The sequence below is a fragment of the Koromonas humicola genome, from assembly GCF_059726255.1.
The window spans coordinates 1,489,314-1,508,669 of record NZ_AP040873.1; the positions used below are offsets into that span (position 1 = coordinate 1,489,314).

The 19,356-nt window shown below is 55.4% G+C and carries 17 protein-coding genes and 1 tRNA gene; 5 read left to right on the forward strand and 13 right to left on the reverse strand.

The annotated features are described in order from the left end of the window. Nucleotides 1–45: 45 nt before the first annotated feature. Nucleotides 46–714: an NUDIX hydrolase gene (locus tag AC6IZD_RS06515; protein ID WP_497786878.1), complete on the reverse strand. Its 669-nt coding sequence runs from the start codon at nucleotides 712–714 to the stop codon at nucleotides 46–48. A gap of 57 nt (nucleotides 715–771) precedes the next feature. Between AC6IZD_RS06515 and AC6IZD_RS06520 the strand changes: the two genes are divergently transcribed. Continuing rightward, the gene (locus tag AC6IZD_RS06520) at nucleotides 772–1,650 is read left to right on the forward strand and encodes a Rossmann-like and DUF2520 domain-containing protein (protein WP_497786879.1); all 879 of its coding nucleotides are present in this window, start codon (nucleotides 772–774) and stop codon (nucleotides 1,648–1,650) included. Nucleotides 1,651–1,656: 6 nt separating this feature from the next. Here the strand turns inward: AC6IZD_RS06520 and ribA are convergent, their stop codons facing one another. The 5 genes from ribA to AC6IZD_RS06545 form a co-directional block, all read right to left on the reverse strand. Next, entirely contained in the window at nucleotides 1,657–2,283 is a 627-nt protein-coding gene (gene ribA / locus AC6IZD_RS06525) for a GTP cyclohydrolase II (protein WP_497786880.1), read from the reverse strand. A gap of 45 nt (nucleotides 2,284–2,328) precedes the next feature. After that, on the reverse strand, nucleotides 2,329–3,300 hold the full coding sequence (locus AC6IZD_RS06530) for a TerC family protein (RefSeq protein ID WP_497786881.1): 972 nt from the start codon (nucleotides 3,298–3,300) through the stop codon (nucleotides 2,329–2,331). Between the two features lie 87 nt (nucleotides 3,301–3,387). After that, complete coding sequence (locus tag AC6IZD_RS06535) at nucleotides 3,388–4,362, reverse strand: M28 family peptidase (protein ID WP_497786882.1); 975 nt, start codon at nucleotides 4,360–4,362, stop codon at nucleotides 3,388–3,390. A 47-nt stretch (nucleotides 4,363–4,409) separates the two neighbouring features. Next, nucleotides 4,410–5,207, reverse strand: coding sequence for a twin-arginine translocase subunit TatC (gene tatC / locus AC6IZD_RS06540; RefSeq protein ID WP_497786883.1), 798 nt, complete (start codon nucleotides 5,205–5,207; stop codon nucleotides 4,410–4,412). A gap of 24 nt (nucleotides 5,208–5,231) precedes the next feature. Next, on the reverse strand, nucleotides 5,232–5,753 hold the full coding sequence (locus AC6IZD_RS06545; protein WP_497786884.1) for a Sec-independent protein translocase subunit TatA/TatB: 522 nt from the start codon (nucleotides 5,751–5,753) through the stop codon (nucleotides 5,232–5,234). Nucleotides 5,754–6,109: 356 nt separating this feature from the next. Here AC6IZD_RS06545 and AC6IZD_RS06550 point away from each other — a divergent pair, with 356 nt between their 5' ends. After that, nucleotides 6,110–7,726 carry a S41 family peptidase gene (locus AC6IZD_RS06550; RefSeq protein ID WP_497786885.1) on the forward strand — a complete coding sequence of 539 codons (1,617 nt, stop codon included), beginning with the start codon at nucleotides 6,110–6,112 and terminating at the stop codon, nucleotides 7,724–7,726. A 100-nt stretch (nucleotides 7,727–7,826) separates the two neighbouring features. Here AC6IZD_RS06550 and AC6IZD_RS06555 read toward each other — a convergent pair whose 3' ends face one another. The 7 genes from AC6IZD_RS06555 to gmd form a co-directional block, all read right to left on the reverse strand. Further along, nucleotides 7,827–8,165: a P-II family nitrogen regulator gene (locus AC6IZD_RS06555; RefSeq protein ID WP_497786886.1), complete on the reverse strand. Its 339-nt coding sequence runs from the start codon at nucleotides 8,163–8,165 to the stop codon at nucleotides 7,827–7,829. Nucleotides 8,166–8,249: 84 nt separating this feature from the next. Further along, nucleotides 8,250–9,878 (reverse strand): ammonium transporter, encoded by a 1,629-nt coding sequence (locus AC6IZD_RS06560; RefSeq protein WP_497786887.1) that lies wholly within the window; start codon nucleotides 9,876–9,878, stop codon nucleotides 8,250–8,252. An 80-nt stretch (nucleotides 9,879–9,958) separates the two neighbouring features. Next, complete coding sequence (locus tag AC6IZD_RS06565) at nucleotides 9,959–11,332, reverse strand: porin (protein ID WP_497786888.1); 1,374 nt, start codon at nucleotides 11,330–11,332, stop codon at nucleotides 9,959–9,961. A gap of 428 nt (nucleotides 11,333–11,760) precedes the next feature. Continuing rightward, a tRNA-Arg gene (locus tag AC6IZD_RS06570) sits at nucleotides 11,761–11,837 on the reverse strand. A gap of 51 nt (nucleotides 11,838–11,888) precedes the next feature. Continuing rightward, nucleotides 11,889–12,593 (reverse strand): tyrosine-protein phosphatase, encoded by a 705-nt coding sequence (locus AC6IZD_RS06575; RefSeq protein WP_497786889.1) that lies wholly within the window; start codon nucleotides 12,591–12,593, stop codon nucleotides 11,889–11,891. A 5-nt stretch (nucleotides 12,594–12,598) separates the two neighbouring features. Further along, the gene (locus tag AC6IZD_RS06580) at nucleotides 12,599–13,594 is read right to left on the reverse strand and encodes a GDP-L-fucose synthase family protein (protein ID WP_497786890.1); all 996 of its coding nucleotides are present in this window, start codon (nucleotides 13,592–13,594) and stop codon (nucleotides 12,599–12,601) included. Continuing rightward, the gene (gmd, locus tag AC6IZD_RS06585; RefSeq protein WP_497786891.1) at nucleotides 13,587–14,672 is read right to left on the reverse strand and encodes a GDP-mannose 4,6-dehydratase; all 1,086 of its coding nucleotides are present in this window, start codon (nucleotides 14,670–14,672) and stop codon (nucleotides 13,587–13,589) included. The genes AC6IZD_RS06580 and gmd overlap by 8 nt, the downstream gene beginning before the upstream one ends. Before the next feature lie 292 nt (nucleotides 14,673–14,964). On the opposite strand from gmd, the gene AC6IZD_RS06590 reads away from it, so the two are divergent. The 3 genes from AC6IZD_RS06590 to gdhA all read left to right on the forward strand — a co-directional run bounded on the left by AC6IZD_RS06590 (nucleotide 14,965) and on the right by gdhA (nucleotide 19,192). Next, nucleotides 14,965–16,401 (forward strand): UDP-glucose dehydrogenase family protein, encoded by a 1,437-nt coding sequence (locus tag AC6IZD_RS06590; RefSeq protein WP_497786892.1) that lies wholly within the window; start codon nucleotides 14,965–14,967, stop codon nucleotides 16,399–16,401. A gap of 26 nt (nucleotides 16,402–16,427) precedes the next feature. Beyond that, nucleotides 16,428–17,381: a UDP-glucuronic acid decarboxylase family protein gene (locus tag AC6IZD_RS06595; RefSeq protein WP_497786893.1), complete on the forward strand. Its 954-nt coding sequence runs from the start codon at nucleotides 16,428–16,430 to the stop codon at nucleotides 17,379–17,381. 407 nt (nucleotides 17,382–17,788) lie between these two features. Next, nucleotides 17,789–19,192, forward strand: a complete 1,404-nt coding sequence (gdhA, locus tag AC6IZD_RS06600; protein ID WP_497786894.1) for an NADP-specific glutamate dehydrogenase — start codon at nucleotides 17,789–17,791, stop codon at nucleotides 19,190–19,192. Nucleotides 19,193–19,356: the final 164 nt, after the last annotated feature.

Sequence of the window (19,356 nt, forward strand, 5' to 3'; positions counted from 1 at the left end):
TTCGCTGCTCCTCCACCGCAATTGCTGTGTGACATTGATGGAGAATTAGCGCTGTTTTTTCGTCGATCCATCGCCTGAGATGTGGAACTTCTGCGCGGCCCAAAGGACACATGCAATGGCTTTTCCATCCTTGAGTTTTCCACTCATCACCCATTGCACGGCCGTCCTGAGGGGCACAAGTTTGCATGTGATGAACTCGTCTTCCTCGGGAGTTGCCTTTCCCTTTCTCAAATCGCGAGCTGCGAAAATGAACATCGTCTCATCAAGAAATCCGGGGCTCGAGTAGAAGTAGAGAATCGGTTTCCATTCGGAAGCCGTGTAGCCTGTCTCTTCCGCAAGCTCGCGTTGCGCTGCCGTGAGAGCGTCTTCTCCTTTATCAATGCGACCTGCGGGAATTTCCCAAAGTTCTTCATTGGCTGCATAGCGATATTGCTTGATGAGCAAAACGGAAGGCTCTTCCTTGCTCTCGTCCAATGCAAGTACAACGACCGAACCCGGATGCCGAATGATGTCTCGGCGTACTTTTGCTCCGGAAGGCTCTATGAGTTCGTCACTGGTGACAGTGAAAACGGGAGCGGTGTGCACAACCTTGGAGGAGAGGACTCGAACATTCTTTGCCGCACGCGAGGTGGTGGTCTTCTTCGGTTTGGGTGCGGCAGATTTCCGAGTTTTGCCGGGGGCTTTCGACGCGAGCTTCTTGCTTGCTTTCTTCATGGCGACACTATACACAAAACCATTCCCGCTCGTGCTACTCTGCTGATCGTGAAGACAGTGCGATCCATCTCGTTCATTGGGGCCGGGGCGCTGGCTAGTGGTCTGGCATGTGCGTTGTATGAGCAAGGGTTCGCGATCGACGAGATCATTGCGCGCTCGAATGCAGTCTCGAAGCGGAAGGCAGCGAGGCTGGCGCGCAAAGTTGAGGCGAGAGTCACAACGCTAGATGACGCGGAGTTCAGGGCAGATGTGCTCTGGTTCGCGGTTCCCGACGAAGCAATTGAGTTGGTGTCGCGTGAGTTGGCGAGGAAAGAGGTGCTGCCCAAACTCGTCTTGCATGCGAGTGGCGCCTTGAGCAGTGCGGCTCTGAGCGGGTTGAAAGATAGAGGCGTACACACCGGCAGTGCACATCCGATGATGACCTTTGTTGCGGGCGAGCCTCCTAGCTTGAACGGCGCGTGGTTTGCTGTCGAGGGAAGTGCAGTGGCGGTGCGGGCTGCGCAAGCAATGGCAGAGAAGCTCGGGGCGAGCACGTTAAGGATCAAGCCCGAGAGCAAGGTGATGTATCACGCCTTTGGAGCGATGCTGTCACCGATGCTGGCTTCGGAGCTTGAGGCGGCGGAGCGCATTGGCTTGCGGGCGGGCATCAAGAGAAGCGACGTGCGCAAGATCATGGAGCCTATTGTGCTTCGCACTGTGCGTAACGTGCTAACGATTGGAGCAGGGAAGTCCTTCAGCGGTCCACTTGCACGGGGGGATGTGCGGACGGTAGCAGCGCATCTGCACTCGCTGCAGGGTGCAACAGAGGCGAAGGTTTATCGTACGCTGGCGGAGTATGCGATTGGGGCGCTACCGGTGAAGCGTGCGGACGAGATGAAGAAGCTTATTGCGCAGAAAGAGTCCCCGTCGCGCGGACGTAAAGGCACGAAAACGTAGCTGAAGCTACATGAAGAGGTGTCCCATCTTTTCGCGCTTCGTGCGAAGGTACTTGGCGTTGCTCTCATAGGCTTCCACGTCGGCAGGCACACGCTCGACGACTTCGATTCCGGCGGCTTGCACTGCTTCGACCTTTTCTGGGTTGTTGGAAAGCAAGCGAAGTTTGCGTACACCGAGGAACTGCAGGATTTCGACCGGCATGTGGTAACCACGGCAGTCAACCTGGTAGCCGAGTTTGACGTTAGCCTCGACTGTATCGAGTCCCTGATCCTGTAATTCGTACGCTTGCAGCTTCGCCATGAGTCCGATTCCACGGCCTTCCTGCTCTTCGTAGATCAGAATACCGTTGCCGCTCTCGCCGATTTTCATTAGCGCGAGTTCGAGTTGCTGCCGGCAATCGCAACGCATCGAGTGGAAAACATCTCCAGTGAGGCACTGGGAATGGATGCGGACGAGAGGCGCGTCGCCATGAATGTCGCCCATGACCAGCGCTACTGCTTCCTCTTTTCGGCGTTCCTTCCCATCGGGTGAGCCTGTGGCGGGTGTTCCCGGGACAAAGCCTTCAAAACCTAGAATGCGAAAATGTCCCCAGCGTGTGGGAAAGTCGGCTTCTGCAATCTTCCTGATCGACATTGTATTCACGTATATCAGTATAGATGTTGCCGCGCTGGAGCGGATTCAGTCAGCTCGCTCAGCCAAGGCTCTGTTACGGGGGCGCGTGACGATGCTTGCGATAATCGATAGCGCCAGCACTCCGATAATGACTCCGAGTGCGCTCAGAGTGGGGATTTCGAAGTAGTGTTCGCCGACCATTTTCACACCAATGAACACAAGAATGATGGCCAGTCCATAGTGGAGCAGGTGGAAGAGATCCATCAGTCCAGCCAAAGCGAAGTACAGCGCACGCAGGCCCAGAATTGCGAAAATGTTGGAGGTGAACACCACGTACGGCTGGCGCGTTACCGCTAACACCGCAGGGATGGAGTCCACGGCAAAAATCACGTCGGTAGTCTCAATGATGATCAGTACGAGCGCGAGCGGGGTGAAGTAGCGCAGGCCATTGCGTACGATCGTGAAATTGCCATTGGAATAGTCGTCGGTGAGGCGAAGATGGCGACGCGCGAAACGCGTCATGGCATTGTCGCCCGGAACGCCTCTCTCGTGCTGGAAGATCAGTTTGAATCCTGCATAGATGAGGAAGGCTCCGAAGACGTACATGATCCATTCGAAGCGATTGAGCAACGTGACTCCGGCGCCGATAAAAACCGCACGCATCACGATGGCGCCGAGAATTCCCCAGAACAGGACTTTGCGTTGCAACTCCGGCGGAACTTTGAACTGCCGGAAGATGAGTAGGAATACAAAGAGATTGTCGACGCTGAGCGCTTCCTCAACCAGGTATCCGGTGATGAATTCGAGCGAAAGTTGCCGATTGCCGTCGGCCAAATCGCCCGTCATGCGATGTCCGTGGAAGTAGAGAAGCACGGCAAACAGTCCGGCTAAACTGACCCAAACAGCGGTCCATCCGAGCGACTCGCGCATGGTAACCGTGTGTGCCTCGCGATTGAGAACCTTGAGGTCGAGGATCAGCATCACGACTACGAAGCCGAGGAACAATATCCAGAACAGCAAATTGCCTGGGAGATGCATTTCTATCGCTTTGAGCGGAGCGTTACTGCGCGCAATCCTTTCTTACTAAGCGTAACACCCGCGGACGTGGCGCGGGCGGACCAGAGACTAACGCGTGTTCAGCGAGCGGATAGTTTCCATCACCACATCACCCACAATCTGCAGGCTGGCAGCGCTGCATTTGTCGGGAGTGTCCTGCGTAGTGTGATGGTAGATGTTATTGAATCCGTAGTTGAGATCGATGATGTCTGCCACGGGAATGCCAGCGTCACGGAACGGAAGATGGTCATCGGCGATCTCGTTCGTTTGCGCGAAAAAGTGGGACTGTTGTCCAGTTCTTTGCGCCGCGCGGTAGACGACATCGAGCAACCACGGCGTGGAATTCATATCTCGGAGGACATCGAGATTCTTGTCTCCGATCATATCGAGCAGTAGGAAGGCTTTGACTTTTGCGGCGGTGCCGTCCTGTTGCCACTTCTTTGCCAGATGCTTGCTACCGTACACACTGTCTGCGGCGGTCCATTCGATGGTGGCCTCTTCTCCGTCGGTGAACACGAGCCAGATGCTGTACCCCTCAGGCGGATGGAGCCGAAGCTGATCGGCAATTTCCAGCATGAGCCCGACATCGGAGCCGCCATCATTCGCACCGACGAAATTGGTGTTCTTCAGTGGAAGATTGGTGTCGTAGTGTCCGGCGAGAACGATGACGCCATCCTTCTTCCCGGGAAACTTCGCAATGATGTTGTTCATCGGGAAGGGGCCAGCTGCGGTCTGGGTGGTGAACTTATCCTGTTCGATTTGTGCGCCGTCCAGGTGAGCGAGGATGAATTGCTCGGCCTTGGTGTGTCCGGCGCTGCCAATGGGGCGGGGACCGAGCGCGACGAAATCCTTCAGATTGCGGTAGGCGCGCTCGCCACTGATTTTGAGGGCAGGTGGCGTGTCGGGCTTAGGGTCGAAGTCCACGGCATTGATGTCCGGGCGGCGCACAGATTGCGTCTGAGCGGAGGCGGTTTGGGGATTGGACTGAGTGTCGCGACACGCGACACTCAGACAGCAAGCCGTGAGGAGGAGGGCCAGAATCATGGGGCCTCCGATGCGATCAAAGTTCAGGAGACCCCGATGTCCGTTCATCATTTTGCGTTCAGCTCCCGCTTCTTGCGTTGCGCGGGATGCACAAGGTAAGCGACACCAATGCTAACGATGTACAGGATGATCATGGGCGCCGCGAACACGCACATGTTCATGATGTCAGTGGTTGGCGTGATGATCGCCGCGACCACAAAGATTACGAGAATCGAATACCGTAGATTGCGCCACATCCAGCCGGCGCTTACCAGACCAAACAGCGCAAGGAAGAAGACGAGGATGGGCATTTCGAAGACCACGCCCAAGCCGAGCACGATCGTCATGAACAGATCGGTGTACTCGTTGATGGTGATCATCGGAGTGAACTGCTTGCTGTATTCGATCAGGAAGTCGAGCGCGGCCGGGTACACCATCTTATAGGCAAAGAAGCCTCCGGCGACGAATAGCCCAACGGTGCTGAACATGAACGGGCCGATATAACGGCGTTCGTGCCTGTAAAGGCCCGGCGCAATGAATGCCCAAACCTGGTACAGGACAAAAGGCGAAGCGATGAAGATGCCCACGATCAAACTGATCTTCAGGTACATGTTAAAGGGATCAGTGGGGTTCGTATAGACGAGGTTCGTCGGCAGATTGTGGCGGGTGAGAGCAAAAACGATGGGGCTCTGCATCCAGCCAAATATCTTCTCGTGCCACCAGTAGGAAACACCGAAGCCAGCGGCGATAGAAACGATACTCCAGATGATACGTTTGCGGAGCTCCTCAAGGTGCTCGAGGAAGCCCATGGATGACAATTCCTGCCGTTCTTTCAATGTGCTTGTTGGAGTTGCTGTGTCTGCCATCAGAACCTTTACTGGATCACCCGTTTAGCTGTTCTGCTGAGCAGAGTCGCTCGCGGCGGGCGCTGGAGGGAGCGGAGATTGGCCTATTTCGGCTTGAACCGGCGAGGAAACGCTCGGCTGAGAATCCGCAAGAGTGGGCGCCGGAGCGGACTCGGCGGCAGCTTCTGCTGGAGCGGAGGTGGTCGTCGCCTCAGGATAAGCGGAGGACACGACTGGACTGTCAGGCGGACGCAAGGTGAAATTCTGCGCTTCAAACGCCATGCGGGCAGTCTTCATCAAACGGTCCTGCGCACTGTCGATCTCGGAAATAACGTTGTTCACTGCGGCAGGCAAAACAGTCTGAGTAAAAGAAGAACTCTGCTGGGAACCCGAATTCGTGACCTGGGGAACGTCAGTCGCAGCGTTTTCTATCTCAGTCTGGAGCTGGTATTTGAAATCATTGGACGCACGCTTGAATTCGGCCATGAACTTGCCGATCTCGCGTCCAATCTCGGGTAACTTCTTGGGGCCGAATAGTATCAGCGCCAGCAAGAAGATAAAAATCATCTCGGGCATTCCCAGATTCATACGGAAATATCATACACGGCATCGGGTTGAGCTAAGAAGCGGGTGGCGGACCTGAGAGTAGAAAAAACAAGACCTTAAGCCATTTGGAAGCGAAGTAAGCCCGAGGCGGTCAGGGCAAAAAGAAGTTGCGAAGCGGAGTGGGGTACTTTGGCATCTTATGAATGCCGCAATGGCGGGAATTCCCAAGCCAGCATCGGCGTGCCGCTAACCTCCGGGTTGGTGAAACTGCTATACTCTTGCGAAATTGAGGGTTGCGCTCCCTAGCGTGCGCGCAGGGCAAGCGCAGCAAAGATTCACGTCGCGCTGGTGCGCAACTGACAGAGAAGAAGGTATCAATGGCCGGTCGTTCCCGTCGCTCACTCATCGTAGTTTTCCTCGTTATCCTGACTTGCGGTTTGCTCGGAGTCGTCTTTGGGCGTACCGGGGCAGCGCCCGCCAGCAGCGATGACGATATGCGCGATTCGGTACATAACTTCGCGCAGGTCTATAGCGTGATTGAGCAAAATTATGCGGAGAAGGTCGATCCGGACAAGGCGATCTATGATGGCGCCATTCCGGGCATGTTGCGCGTTTTGGACCCGCACTCGAATTTCTTTGACCCCAAGCAGTACTCGGCATTGCAGGAAGAGCAGCGCGGCCGCTACTACGGCGTGGGCATGCAGGTTGGACCGAGGAACAATAAAGTTATTGTCATTGCTCCGTTCGCCGGAGCGCCTGCATATCGGGCGGGTATTCGCCCGGGCGACGTTATTGTGGCGATCGACGGCAAGCCTACGGACAACATGACGACGAGCGACGTGGCCGATCTGCTGAAAGGACCAAAGGGCACAACGGTCCACATTGCGATTTTGCGTGAGGGGAACTCGAAGCCAGTCGACTTCTCGGTCGTGCGCGACGAGATTCCGCGCTACTCGGTCGATCTACACTTCATGATTCGTCCGGGGATCGGGTATCTACACGTCAGCGGGTTCCAGGAGACAACGGAAGCGGAAACGGCGGCAGCACTGGACGAGATGGGCGATCTCAAGGGCTTGATCCTCGACCTTCGCAACAATCCCGGCGGATTGTTAAGCGAGGGCGTCGGTGTAGCAGATAAGTTCCTGAAGAAGGGACAGGTCATCGTGAGCCATCATGGGCGGAACTCACCGGAAAAGGTGTATCGCGCAGCCCATGGCAGCACGAAGGATTTTCCGATTGTCGTGCTTGTGAACCACGGCACGGCTTCGGCAGCAGAGATTGTTTCGGGAGCGATTCAGGATCATGACCGCGGGCTGATCGTCGGGGAAACGACGTTTGGCAAGGGATTGGTTCAGACCGTTTATCGGTTGAGCGAGAACACTGGGCTGGCGCTGACTACGGCGAAGTATTACACGCCGAGCGGACGACTGATTCAGCGTGATTACAACGGCGTGTCGCTCTACGACTACTACTACAACCGCAATCAGGACGATAACTCGATCAATGGCCAGAAACAGGATGACGCTAACCGCGAAGTGAAGCTCACGGACAGCGGACGGACAGTGTATGGCGGAGGTGGGATCACTCCGGATGTGAAGTTCCCGCCGATCAAGGCCAACAAGTTCCAGGAAGAGCTTCTGCGGAAGTATGCATTCTTCAACTTCGCAAAGCATTACGCGATCAATCACAAGACCGATAAGAACTTTCAGGTGGACGAAGCTGTCATGCAGGAGTTCCGGACTTTCCTGAATGACTCGAAGCTTCCTTTCACTGAAAAAGACTTGGTGGACAACAACGAGTGGGTTCGTTCGAGTATCAAGAGCGAATTGTTCGTGGGAGCTTTCGGTCAGCAAGAAGGCATGAGGGTCCAAGCCGAATCCGATCCGAACGTGCTGAAGGCCTTGGAACTGATGCCGAAAGCCAAGGAATTGGCTGAGAACGCTCGGAAGACCATCGCTGAGCGGAATCAGGCACGGCTTGGAGCAACGAAGTAGAGTCTTGGAAATAAGGGTTGAAAAGGGCACCCTGCAAGGGGTGCCCTTTGATTTGCGTTCGAAATTGCACCGAGCGGCGCATCTGGTGCGTAGTTTCGAACTACAGCGCCGCCGCTCCCTCTTCCTGATTACGGATGCGGATGGCTTGTTCGACTTTGTACAGGAATATCTTGCCATCGCCGATATGCCCTGTGGAAGCGGTGCTGATAATGCAATCGACGACGGCGTCAACCAGGTCATCAGGAACAACCGACTCCAGTTTGATTTTGGGCAGCAGGGAAATGTCATATTCCCGGCCGCGATAGGTTTCTGTGTGTCCCTTCTGGCGCCCGTGCCCACGAACCTCTGAAACTGTCATGCCCTCAATTCCGAGCGCGCCCAGTGCTTCTCTGACTGACTCGAACTTGCCAGGCTGAATGATCGCTTCGATCTTGGTCATTTTGATTCCCTCGCTTTGGTAAATGGTCAGTTAAGGACGGCAGCAGTTACCGAGCCGCCGTCCGTAGCAAATGGGTGTGTGGCGCTAGGTGCGCACAGTCACGCTGGTTTTCTTCTCTACTGGCGCTTCCTGGGCGGAAAGGCCCGATGGAGAACCCAACGCGGTAATCACGTACTCGGGGTAGGCAGAAATGCCGTGTTCGTGAAGGTCGATACCGTAGAGTTCGCCTTCTTCCGACACACGCAGCGTGCCGGTAGCGTTGACGGCGTACATAAGTCCGAGAGCCACCGTGAATGTGGCTACGGTCACGATCAGGCTGCCGAGAGCCTGCGCGCGCAGAAGTTGGAATCCGCCACCGTAGAAGAGGCCCTTGAGCGCAATGGAGTTGTCAGGAGCGAGCGGGCCTGTTGCGCCGTACTTGCCGCAGGCAAATAGGCCAAGAGAGAGCGTTCCCCAGATTCCGCACATGCCGTGCACCGGAACCGCGCCGATCGGGTCATCGATGCGCAGCCACTCGAGGAGTTCGACTCCAGCGACAACGACGACGCCAGCGATGCCGCCGAGGAGGATGGATCCAGTGGGGCTGACCCAGTAGCACGGGCAGGTGATGGCTACAAGTCCGGCGAGGAAGCCATTGACGGTGAAGCTGACGTCCCATTTCTTGCTTAAAAAGTAGGCGTACACCATGGCTGTAAGTCCAGCGGCGCAAGCAGCCAGCGTGGTATTTGCGGCGACGCGGCCAATGCCTTCAAAATCCATTGCGGAGAGCGTGCTGCCCGGATTGAACCCGTACCAGCCGAACCACAACAAGAGGCCGCCAGAAGCGGCAATCGTTAGATCGTGGGGCATCATCGGGCCACCGCCATCGCGCTTGAACTTGCGGCCAATGCGGGGACCGAGAACAATCGAGCCAGCAAGTGCGATGAATCCGCCAATGGTGTGAACCACCGTGGAGCCCGCAAAATCGTGGAATCCAGTACCCATCCATGGGAGGAAGTTGCCATCGCTGCCCATAAGCGCTAGAAAGCCATCCGGACCCCAAGCCCAGTGTCCGATGATCGGATAGATGAAGCCGGAGACGCCGACGGAATAGATTAGGTCGCCGACGAATCCGGTGCGCCCAATCATGGCTCCTGAAGTGATGGTGGAGCAGGTGTCGGCAAAGGCAAATTGGAAGAGCCAGAAGGCGAGGAAAGCGACGCCGGAGGTCTCATACGTCGCAGGTGCGCCTTGTAGGAAGAACCAGTGGTATCCGATAAATCCATTGCCGTGACTGAACATGAACGCGAAGCCGAATGCGTAGAAGAGCAGGCCGCACAAACATGTATCGACAATGCACTCCATCAACACGTTAACGGTCTCCCGCGAACGACAAAATCCGGCTTCGAGCATCGTGAAACCAACCTGCATGCCGAACACGAGGAATGCGGCAACCAGCGTCCATACAGTGTTGATCGGGTTGACGATGTCGGCGGCCTTGACCGGCGTTTCGGCAGCGAGCGCGTTGGTGAAGAACAGCGAGGAAGCCAGGGTCATCACCATCATGACAATTGCAATGCCCGCTGCTTTACCAGCGAAGAGCGTCATTCCGTATCGACGCCACTCGTGGCTACGCAACCGCTCCGCCAGCCGTGAAAACTTCTGCGAAAAAGACAGGCTGTTCGGATTCCTTTTCGCTTTGTTCATTCGAAGGTCAGTTCTAACCTCTGTCATCCCTATCTCCTCGTGAATGCCGCTTATATGCGACGGCTGGATGTTGATCTGGCGTGGTGTGACCGAAAATTCAGTGGTTGCTACTTTGTCTCGCCGGGCTCCAGCACGAAGACAAGTCCCGCATCAACGGTGGTCTGACCCTTGACGAACGACGACGTGCCGCGCTGGAAGAAATGTTGGTTCGAATTGTCGTGGCGATATTCGAGACGTGAGAGCAGATGACCGGCAATTCTGCGCTCGAAGGTTCCAGTGAACTCATGAACGTGTTGTCCGGTAGCAGAAACGAGATTGTTCGGGATGCCGGTGGCAAAGCCGTCGTGATCGTTCAGATACTCGTAACGAGCGGCCAATGCGAACTTGGGGCTGAACGCGTACTTCACGTATCCGGCGACGCCAGCGTAGTCTCCGGACCTGCCGCCGAGCACGCCTTCATCGCGGTCGTAATCGATGTTGGCCATCAAGGAGAGCTTCGCCGTCGGATTGAATGCGATGACCGTGTCAGAGAGGTGATTCCACTTGGCGTTGTCCCCTGTGCCAAATCGATCCAGTGGACCAGCAAGATAGTTCTCTGTGATGCTGAGTTTCTTGGTGGCGTTCCAACTGACCGTGAGCCCACCGGTCTTTCCTGTGTTCGTGGCGACGACGTTGTTCCAGCCGTTCATTGCATAGCCAGTGACTGCCCACTTGTCGTTGAATGTGTACTTCGCGCGGACCCCCATGTGGTAGTAGGGAATGGCGTAGCTGAAGAGCAGGCTGCGCGAGTAATTCCAGTTCTGGTTGGTCTCGATCACTTCCGCGCCAGTCGGAGTTACAAACTTGCCGACGTCAATTTGCAGGCCTTTGCCAATAGGGGCGAGATATGAGAGGTAGCCCTCCTTGAGGTACTGCTCAACGGGAATGCTTCGAGCAACTTCGAATGGAGTATTGTTTACCGCGTTGATTGCCTGTCCGAATGCAAGTGCGGCGCGGAAGCCGAGCGGTGAGCTTTTGTCTGGAGCTTTATCGAGTTGCAGTTCAAGCAGGTTCAGCGAAAACTGCCCATTAGTGAACTGGAACGGCTCGGACGAGGTGTTGCCAACGTGCGCTATGCCGAGCGCAGGATGGTTCGCGTTGTAGCCGTAATATGCGTCAACGACGCCAGTGAAGGTTACGCCGGCGAGTGCGCTGGTGACCCCCGCCATCGGATTAGGAGCGGTGGCCGGAGCAGTTGCCGCATCGGCGAACGCTGCAGGAGCAGGAGTTGACGTGACGGGAGCGGGAACGACGGTAGGGGCCGATTCCGCAGTTTTTGTTGCTTTCAGCGCGTCCAGTTCGGAGCGCATTGCTTGAAGCTGTTTTTCAAGATCAGCGACTCTCTGATCGACATCATCAGGCGGCGCTTGTGCTGATAGTGCAACTGGCAACATGCACGCGAGCAAGACTGATCGCAGCGCTACGGAACAGAGGCGTTTCATCCGCATTGAGAAGTTCTCCTGTCTAAACATCGTTCGAGCAAAGAGCAATGTGGGCAGCGATCACTTGATCAAGTGTTGGCCGAGAGTAGCTGTGGGTGGCTTTTTATTACCAATTCCTTTTATTTATCGGTGTGATAAGGGATGGTTCTAATGCGGACATTTCGCCGAAAGCGGAAAATGCAGACACGTGAATATTTATGCACGCGAGGCACGCTGTGTTGGCGTGCAGATCACGGGTTTCTCTCTTCAGATGTGCAGGTTAGGAAGCGGGGAACATCGCTGCGAATGGGGCATATTCGAAGAGTTTGGCTACTTTGACCGGCTGCGCAGAATAAAGAACATTTCTACAAGCAATAGAAAAGATTTCTAGACAGCCAGTGTTTTCGCGGGTGTTTCGAGATGAAGGAGGCGAGGATGGGAGAAGAATCTGGTGCGCCTGGCAGGACTTGAACCTGCAACCCCGAGTTCCGAAGACTCGTGCTCTATCCAGTTAAGCTACAGGCGCGTGCCTGTGACATTGTAAGCCAGCGGGTACTTGTTTGGCCAACGGATAGTGCTAGATCTGTTCGACGTTCCGCAGGAGTGCGGCGGGATTGTCCTCGACGAGACGTTTTGCGGCATCGGCGCCGATGAGGTCTGCTGCAAGGTCGCGCGCGCTAGAGAGAATCGGAGGACGCCTCCGGACGCCATGTGCATCACTTGCGATGAAGTGAATCAGATTCCTTCGAAGCATGGACTCGCATGCTTGCTGGCTCGGCTTGCCCCAGGCTCCAGTAAGGGAGTTCGCGGTGATCTGGACAAGGCATCCCGAATCTACGAGAGAATCGACCATGGTCAGATTGCGCAGAATGCTGGGATTGCGCTCTGGGTGCGTGATTATGGGCACGAGTGCGACGCTTTGAAGACGAAATATTGTCTGCGAGATGTTGAACGTGCTGTGGTCGGATAGCTCAACGAGCAGGTAGCGACTGTTTCCAATGGTGTAGCGCTCCGGATTGGTAAGCGCGTCTTCCACGTTGTCGTAGCACAGATGGAAATCGCAGCCAAGCGAGAAGCTCAGTTCTGGTACGCGTGCACGAACTTCATCGAGCAAAGCCAAGTGGCTTGCGCGGTCATAGCGGAACTCGTAGTTAGCGTGCGGGGTAGCGACGATGTGAGTGACACCATCCTGCTGTGCGAGACGACACATCTCAACCGTGGTTTCCCACGATTTTGAGCCGTCGTCTACGCAAGGCAGCAGGTGACAGTGGATGTCGATCATGCTTGTCAGCTTCGTTGTGCTTTGGCTACCGCTGCCTTTTCGCAAAAGTCCGAATAAGCCACACGAATGCCGTCTTCAAGCGATACCTTCGGTCTCCATCCGAAGCTGAACAGTTTGCTGCTGTCCATCAGCTTGCGAGGGGTGCCGTCGGGTTTCGTTGTATCGAAGACAATCTTGCCTTTAAAGCCAAGCTGCTCACAGACCTTTTGCGCGAGTTCGCCGATGCTTAAATCGCTGCCACTCCCGACATTCACGAGCGGGGCAACTTCAGGATTGCTGATCAACTTGCGGAACTGTTCCTGCGGAAGGTTAAGCAGAAAAACACAAGCGTCTGCCATGTCATCGCTGAAGAGAAACTCGCGGAGCGGTTTACCGGTTCCCCAGACAGTGATGTTGGAGTCATCTCGCTGCTTGGCTTCGTGCACTTTGCGAATGAGCGCGGGCAGCACGTGCGACGAGTTGAGGTCGTAGTTGTCGCCGGGGCCGTAGAGATTTGTTGGCATGGCGGCCAGATACTCAGTCCCATATTGGCGGTTGAAGGCCCAGCACATCTCTATGCCAGCGATTTTGGCGACAGCGTACGAACGATTGGTGAATTCGAGCGCGCCAGCAAGCAGTTGATCTTCGCTGATGGGCTGCGGGGCCAGTTTCGGGTAGATGCAGCTTGAGCCCAGAAAGAGCAACCGCTTTACGTTGCATCGATACGCATTCTCGATGACATTGCTCTGGATACGCAGGTTCTGAGATATGAAGTCGGCAGGGAAGTCGCGGTTGGCGAGGATGCCTCCAACCTTGGCAGCGGCAAGGAAAACAAAGTCGGGGCGCTGCTCGTCGAAGAACCGGGCAACAGCACTGGAGTCCTGTAGATCGAGTTCCTGGTGCGTGCGGGCGATGAGGTTGTTGTATCCCCGAGCGCGTAGATTGCGGACAATCGCCGACCCAGCGAGCCCGCGATGACCTGCTACGAAGATTTTCGCGTCCTGAGGAATATAGCTATTCATTGTGATGATGGAACACCTTGTAGCCGTTCGAAGAAACCATGGCGTCGCGCTTTGCGAGTTCGTAGTCGGATTCAACCATTTCAGTGACTAGCTGATCGAAGGTGGTCTTCGGCACCCAGCCGAGCTTGGCTTTCGCTTTTGCTGGGTTGCCAAGAAGCGTTTCGACTTCAGTTGGGCGGAAATAGTGTGGATCCACGGCGACGATACAACGCCCATTCTGGTCATAACCTTTTTCATCAATGCCGTTGCCTTTCCACGTAATCTGCATGTCGAGTTTCGAGGCGGCAATATTGATGAACTCTCGGACGCTGCGCTGCTCTCCCGTGGCAATGACGAAGTCTTCTGGTTTTTCCTGCTGTAACATGAGCCACTGCATCTCGGCATAGTCGCGGGCATGTCCCCAATCGCGCAGGGAATCGAGATTGCCCATGAAAAGTGCATCCTGAAGACCGGCCTTGATGCGGGCGAGTCCACGGGTGATCTTGCGGGTGACAAAGGTTTCGCCACGGCGGGGGGATTCATGATTGAACAGAATTCCGTTGCAGGCGTAGATCCCGTAAGCTTCGCGGTAATTTACCGTGATCCAGAAGGCATACAGCTTGGCAGCGGCATAGGGAGAGCGCGGGTAGAAAGGCGTCTTCTCGGTCTGCGGTGTTTCCTGCACGAGCCCATACAACTCAGAGGTGGATGCCTGGTAAAACCGCGTCTTCTTCTCCAAGCCGAGGATGCGAATCGCCTCGAGGAGTCGAAGAGTACCAACACCATCCGATTCGGCGGTGAATTCCGGTTCTTCGAATGAAACTCCTACGTGGCTCTGTGCCGCTAAATTGTAGATCTCATCCGGTTGGACCGTTTGGACCACGCGCACGAGACTGCTAGTATCCGTCATATCGCCGTAATGCAACATGAAGCGACGATCTTTGTCGTGCGGATCCTGATAAAGATGGTCGATACGATCTGTGTTGAACAACGAAGTGCGACGCTTGATGCCGTGGACTTCGTACCCCTTAGAGAGCAGCAATTCAGCCAGATAGGAGCCATCCTGTCCAGTGATGCCGGTGATTAAGGCTGTTTTCATTCGGATCCCAACTCCTGCCTCAAATTACCTTTCGGAGCGAGTCATACGCAATCGCCGGGCGTGTCCACCGGCTCAGCTCTCTTGAACGAGCACTACAGTTAGTAGTGGTGTTCAAGCGTGTTCCGAGTAGTTTGGCAAGTGTCTAGAGGATATCAGTTTCTGTGCTGGTGCGAGAATGGAGGTTTATCGATACGAAGCAACTATTCTCTACGTACATGCATTCCACTAAGACGTGAGTGGCTGATATTCTGACATATACCGTCCAATATCGAGAAAGCTCCAGAAGAGGTAAATGGTGGATCCTCAATCGAACTTAAACGCCCCCGTCAAGATCGCAGTAGTGGGTTCTGGTTACGTGGGACTGGTTGCCGCAGTCTGCTTTACAGAGATTGGGCATGAGGTGGTCTGCGTCGATATCGACGTGGCCAAGGTCGCGGCATTACAGACTGGAGAAAGTCCCATTTACGAGGAGCAGTTGCCGGAGTTGTTGCATAAGCATCGCGGCGAACGCCTGGTGTTCTCATCGGATCTGGTTGCTGCCGCGCGTGATGCAGAAGTGATCTTTATCGCTGTGGGCACGCCACAATCCCCGACTGGGGAAGCCGATCTGTCGTATGTAGAGGCGTCTGTGCGTGAGATCGCCGCCGAACTCAAGGACTACAAGGTCGTTGTGGAGAAGAGCACGGTTCCGGTTCTCACGAATCAATGGATCAGTCGCACACTTCGCTTCAATGGCGCCAAAGAGAAGAACTTCGACGTCATCTCGAACCCCGAATTTCTCCGGGAAGGAACGGCCATTCAAGACTTTCTGTATCCGGACCGTATAGTGGTTGGCGCCGACACCGAGCGCTCGCGTGAGGTGCTCCGGAGGGTGTATCAGCCACTGATCGATGGAACATATTACAAGCGAGAAGACCATGTTCCGGGACCGCGCGATCTGACCGCCGGAGTTTGCTATCTGGAGACGAGCGCAAAGAGCGCTGAACTGATCAAGCATGCCTCGAATGCATTTCTGGCACTGAAAATTTCCTTCATCAACGCGGTATCAAACATCTGCGAGTTGGTTGGTACGGATGTGCAGGAAGTAGCACTGGGAATCGGTACGGACTCGCGTATCGGCTCCAAGTTTCTGAATGCGGGAATCGGGTATGGCGGGTCGTGCTTCCCGAAGGACGTGCGTGCGTTCTACAAGATCGCTGAATCGATCGGGTATGACTTTGATCTTCTGCGGTCGGTAGAACAGATCAATGAGAAGCAGCAAGAGTGCTTCGTCAAGAAGCTTCGCTCGGCGCTCTGGACGCTAAAGGGCAAACATATAGGTGTGCTCGGGTTGGCCTTTAAGGGGGGCACTGACGATATTCGCGAATCTCCGGCGCTCAAGATTATCCGCTTGCTGCTGGCCGAGGGGTGCGTCGTTTCTGCGTACGATCCTGCCGCCATGGGGAAGGCGCAATGCGTGCTGCCCGAGAGCAAATCGCTGCAGTATGTGGACGACGAATTCGAAGCTGCTCGGGATGCTCACGCCGTGTTGGTTGTAACCGAGTGGCCGCAATTCGCGAAGCTTGATCTCGCGAAACTACGGCAAGTGATGCGATACCCGGTTATCGTCGACGGACGCAATCTGTTCGATCTGAAAGAGATGTCCGAAGCCGGATTCCACTACTACAGCATGGGACGGCCACTGTCGCAGCCAAAGTCGCCCGAAAAAGGCGATGGTGCAGCAAACTGATTCTGTCAATTAAGACCGAGGTCAAAATGCGGATTATTGTTACGGGCGGAGCTGGGTTTCTGGGATCTCATCTCTGCGAGCGGTTGCTGTCGGATGGTTACACAGTCGTTTGCGTTGACAATCTGCTGACTGGGCGACTTGAAAATCTTAAAGGCTGCTTCCAGAATGCGCGATTCAGCTTCGAGCAGCAGGATATCTGCGTTCCTTTTGACTTTGGCCCAGTTGATTTCATTTACGAGTTTGCCTCGCCTGCGAGCCCCTTCGATTACCTGAAGTACGGACTAGAAACACTTGACGTCGGCTCTTCTGGAACTCGCAACTGCCTGGAATTGGCACAGAAGTACAATGCCGGTTTTCTGCTGGCCTCGACGTCGGAATGCTATGGCGACCCAGAAGTGCATCCCCAAAACGAGAGCTACTGGGGAAGAGTGAACCCCATCGGGCCGCGCTCGGTGTATGACGAGGCGAAACGTTTCTCGGAAGCCTTGACCATGGCGTATCACCGTTATCGCAAGGTGGATACGCACATCGTTCGTATCTTCAACACCTATGGTCCGCGGTTGCAGATAATGGATGGCAGGGTGATCTCGACGTTCATGCGGCAGGCCCTGCGCGGCGAGGACATCACCATCTTTGGCGATGGTAGCCAGACTCGAAGTTTCTGCTATGTAAGCGATGAGGTCGACGGGATCGTGCGGCTAGCAGCTTCGAGCGAGCATCTTCCAACGAATGTCGGAAACCCTGGCGAGTTCACGATGATTGACTGCGCCAAGATTGTCCTGGAGGTGACCGGTTCTTCGAGCAAACTGGTGTTTGCACCTCTTCCGGAGGATGATCCAAAGCAGCGCCGACCCGATATTACGAAGGCAAAGGCTCTGCTTGGGTGGGAGCCGAAGATCGACCTCCGTACTGGCCTGGAATTGAGCCTTCCATACTTCCGGGAAAGCGTCGCCTCAGCCGATTTAGAATCCACTCGCTAGGATGGCGTGAGCACAATCCCGTGCTCGAAGTATTCATGTCGCAACGCAGCCCAAACACGGCTGCGTTGCATCGCATCAGGCGATGGGTACCTCCGACGGAATCGCACCAGAAAACCTAATAGTGTTATTCCGGATGCTAATCACGCGAGAACGTGATTTGCGTCATGGCGCGCATGTTCGACTCAGGCTTTAATGCTGTTCCGGATCGAGGGTTCTGCCCTCGAAACAAGGCCTCCGGGCCAACCTTTACCCTCGTGGAAAGGAAGGCACTGGATGGTAGTGGCGTAGTGCTTCAGGCTTGAGCACTCAAAGGTTTAGCCATTGCCTCCACCCCCTCTCCTTCGTGATAACGGCCCGCCGGGAGCCTTCTATTTGCAACTGGTTCAAACATCCTGGAGGCGTTACACATGCCAACCGAACTAAATATCGCAACCCCCGGATACAAGACTCCGGCAGGCTACATCGAAGAAGTCCTAGCCCAGGTAAAGGCGAAGAATCCCGCCGAACCGGAATTCCACCAGGCGGTGCAGGAAGTTCTCGAATCTCTGCGCCCCGTGCTTGATAAACATCCGGAATTCCGCTCGGCCCGCATCCTGGAGCGCATGGTGGAGCCTGAGCGCGTCATCATGTTCCGCGTGCCGTGGTTTGATGACCATGGCAATATGCAGATCAATCGCGGGTTCCGCATTCAGATGAACAGCGCGATTGGTCCGTATAAGGGTGGTTTGCGCTTCCATCCGTCGGTGAATCTTGGAATTTTGAAGTTCCTCGCATTCGAACAGGTGTTCAAGAACTCGCTTACTACGCTGCCAATGGGCGGAGGAAAGGGCGGTTCGGATTTCGACCCCAAGGGAAAGAGCGACGGCGAAGTCATGCGTTTCTGCCAGAGCTTCATGACCGAACTCTGCCGTCATATTGGCGCCGACACGGACGTGCCTGCCGGTGACATAGGCGTGGGCGGTCGCGAGATCGGATTCCTCTTCGGCCAGTACAAGCGTATTCGCAATGAATTCACGGGCGTACTGACTGGTAAGGGGCTGAACTGGGGCGGTTCGTTGATTCGTCCGGAAGCAACTGGCTACGGCTGCGTGTACTATGCGCAGGAAATGTTGAAGACTCGGAAGGACTCGCTCGAAGGCAAGGTCTGCCTGGTATCCGGTTCGGGCAACGTGGCCCAGTACACAGTAGAGAAACTGCTCGACCTCGGCGCAAAGCCGGTCACGATGTCGGATTCGAATGGCGTGATCTACGATCCGGATGGCATCGACCGCGAAAAGCTGGCGTGGGTGATGGAACTGAAGAACGTACAGCGCGGCCGCATCAGCGAGTACGCGAAGGAGTTCAAGAAGGCGATCTTCGTTCCGACGGACGTGCAGAAAGATCACAATCCGCTGTGGGCGATGAAGGGCGATTGTGCCTTCCCGAGCGCCACTCAGAACGAAATCAACCTTAAGGATGCGGAAAACCTGATCGCCAACGGATGCAAGGTGGTTTCCGAAGGCGCCAACATGCCGAGCACGCTTCCGGCAACGAGGCTATTCCTGGAACACAAGATTCTCTACGGTCCGGCGAAGGCTGCGAACTGCGGCGGCGTTGCTACCTCCGGTCTGGAGATGGCTCAGAACAGCCAGCGCATGGCCTGGAGCCGCGAGGAGGTCGATCAGAAGCTGCACAGCATCATGGTCGAGGTTCACCGGAACTGCTTCGAGACAGCCGAAAAGTATGGCCAGCCTGGCAATCTGGTTTCTGGCGCAAATATCGCCGGCTTCCTAAAGGTGGCTTACTCAATGATGGATCAGGGACTCGTGTAGGGACCTGCACTTGGGCTGCCGTGTAGCAAAACAAAGCCGCGGCAGCATGATCTCCCGGCAGGGACACGTTACGCAGCTAGAGAAAACAAGCTCGCTGCAAGCGCCTTCCTTGCCGGGAATCTTTTTTGCGGTCAGCGAGATGATTAGCGCACAATCCTTGTGAT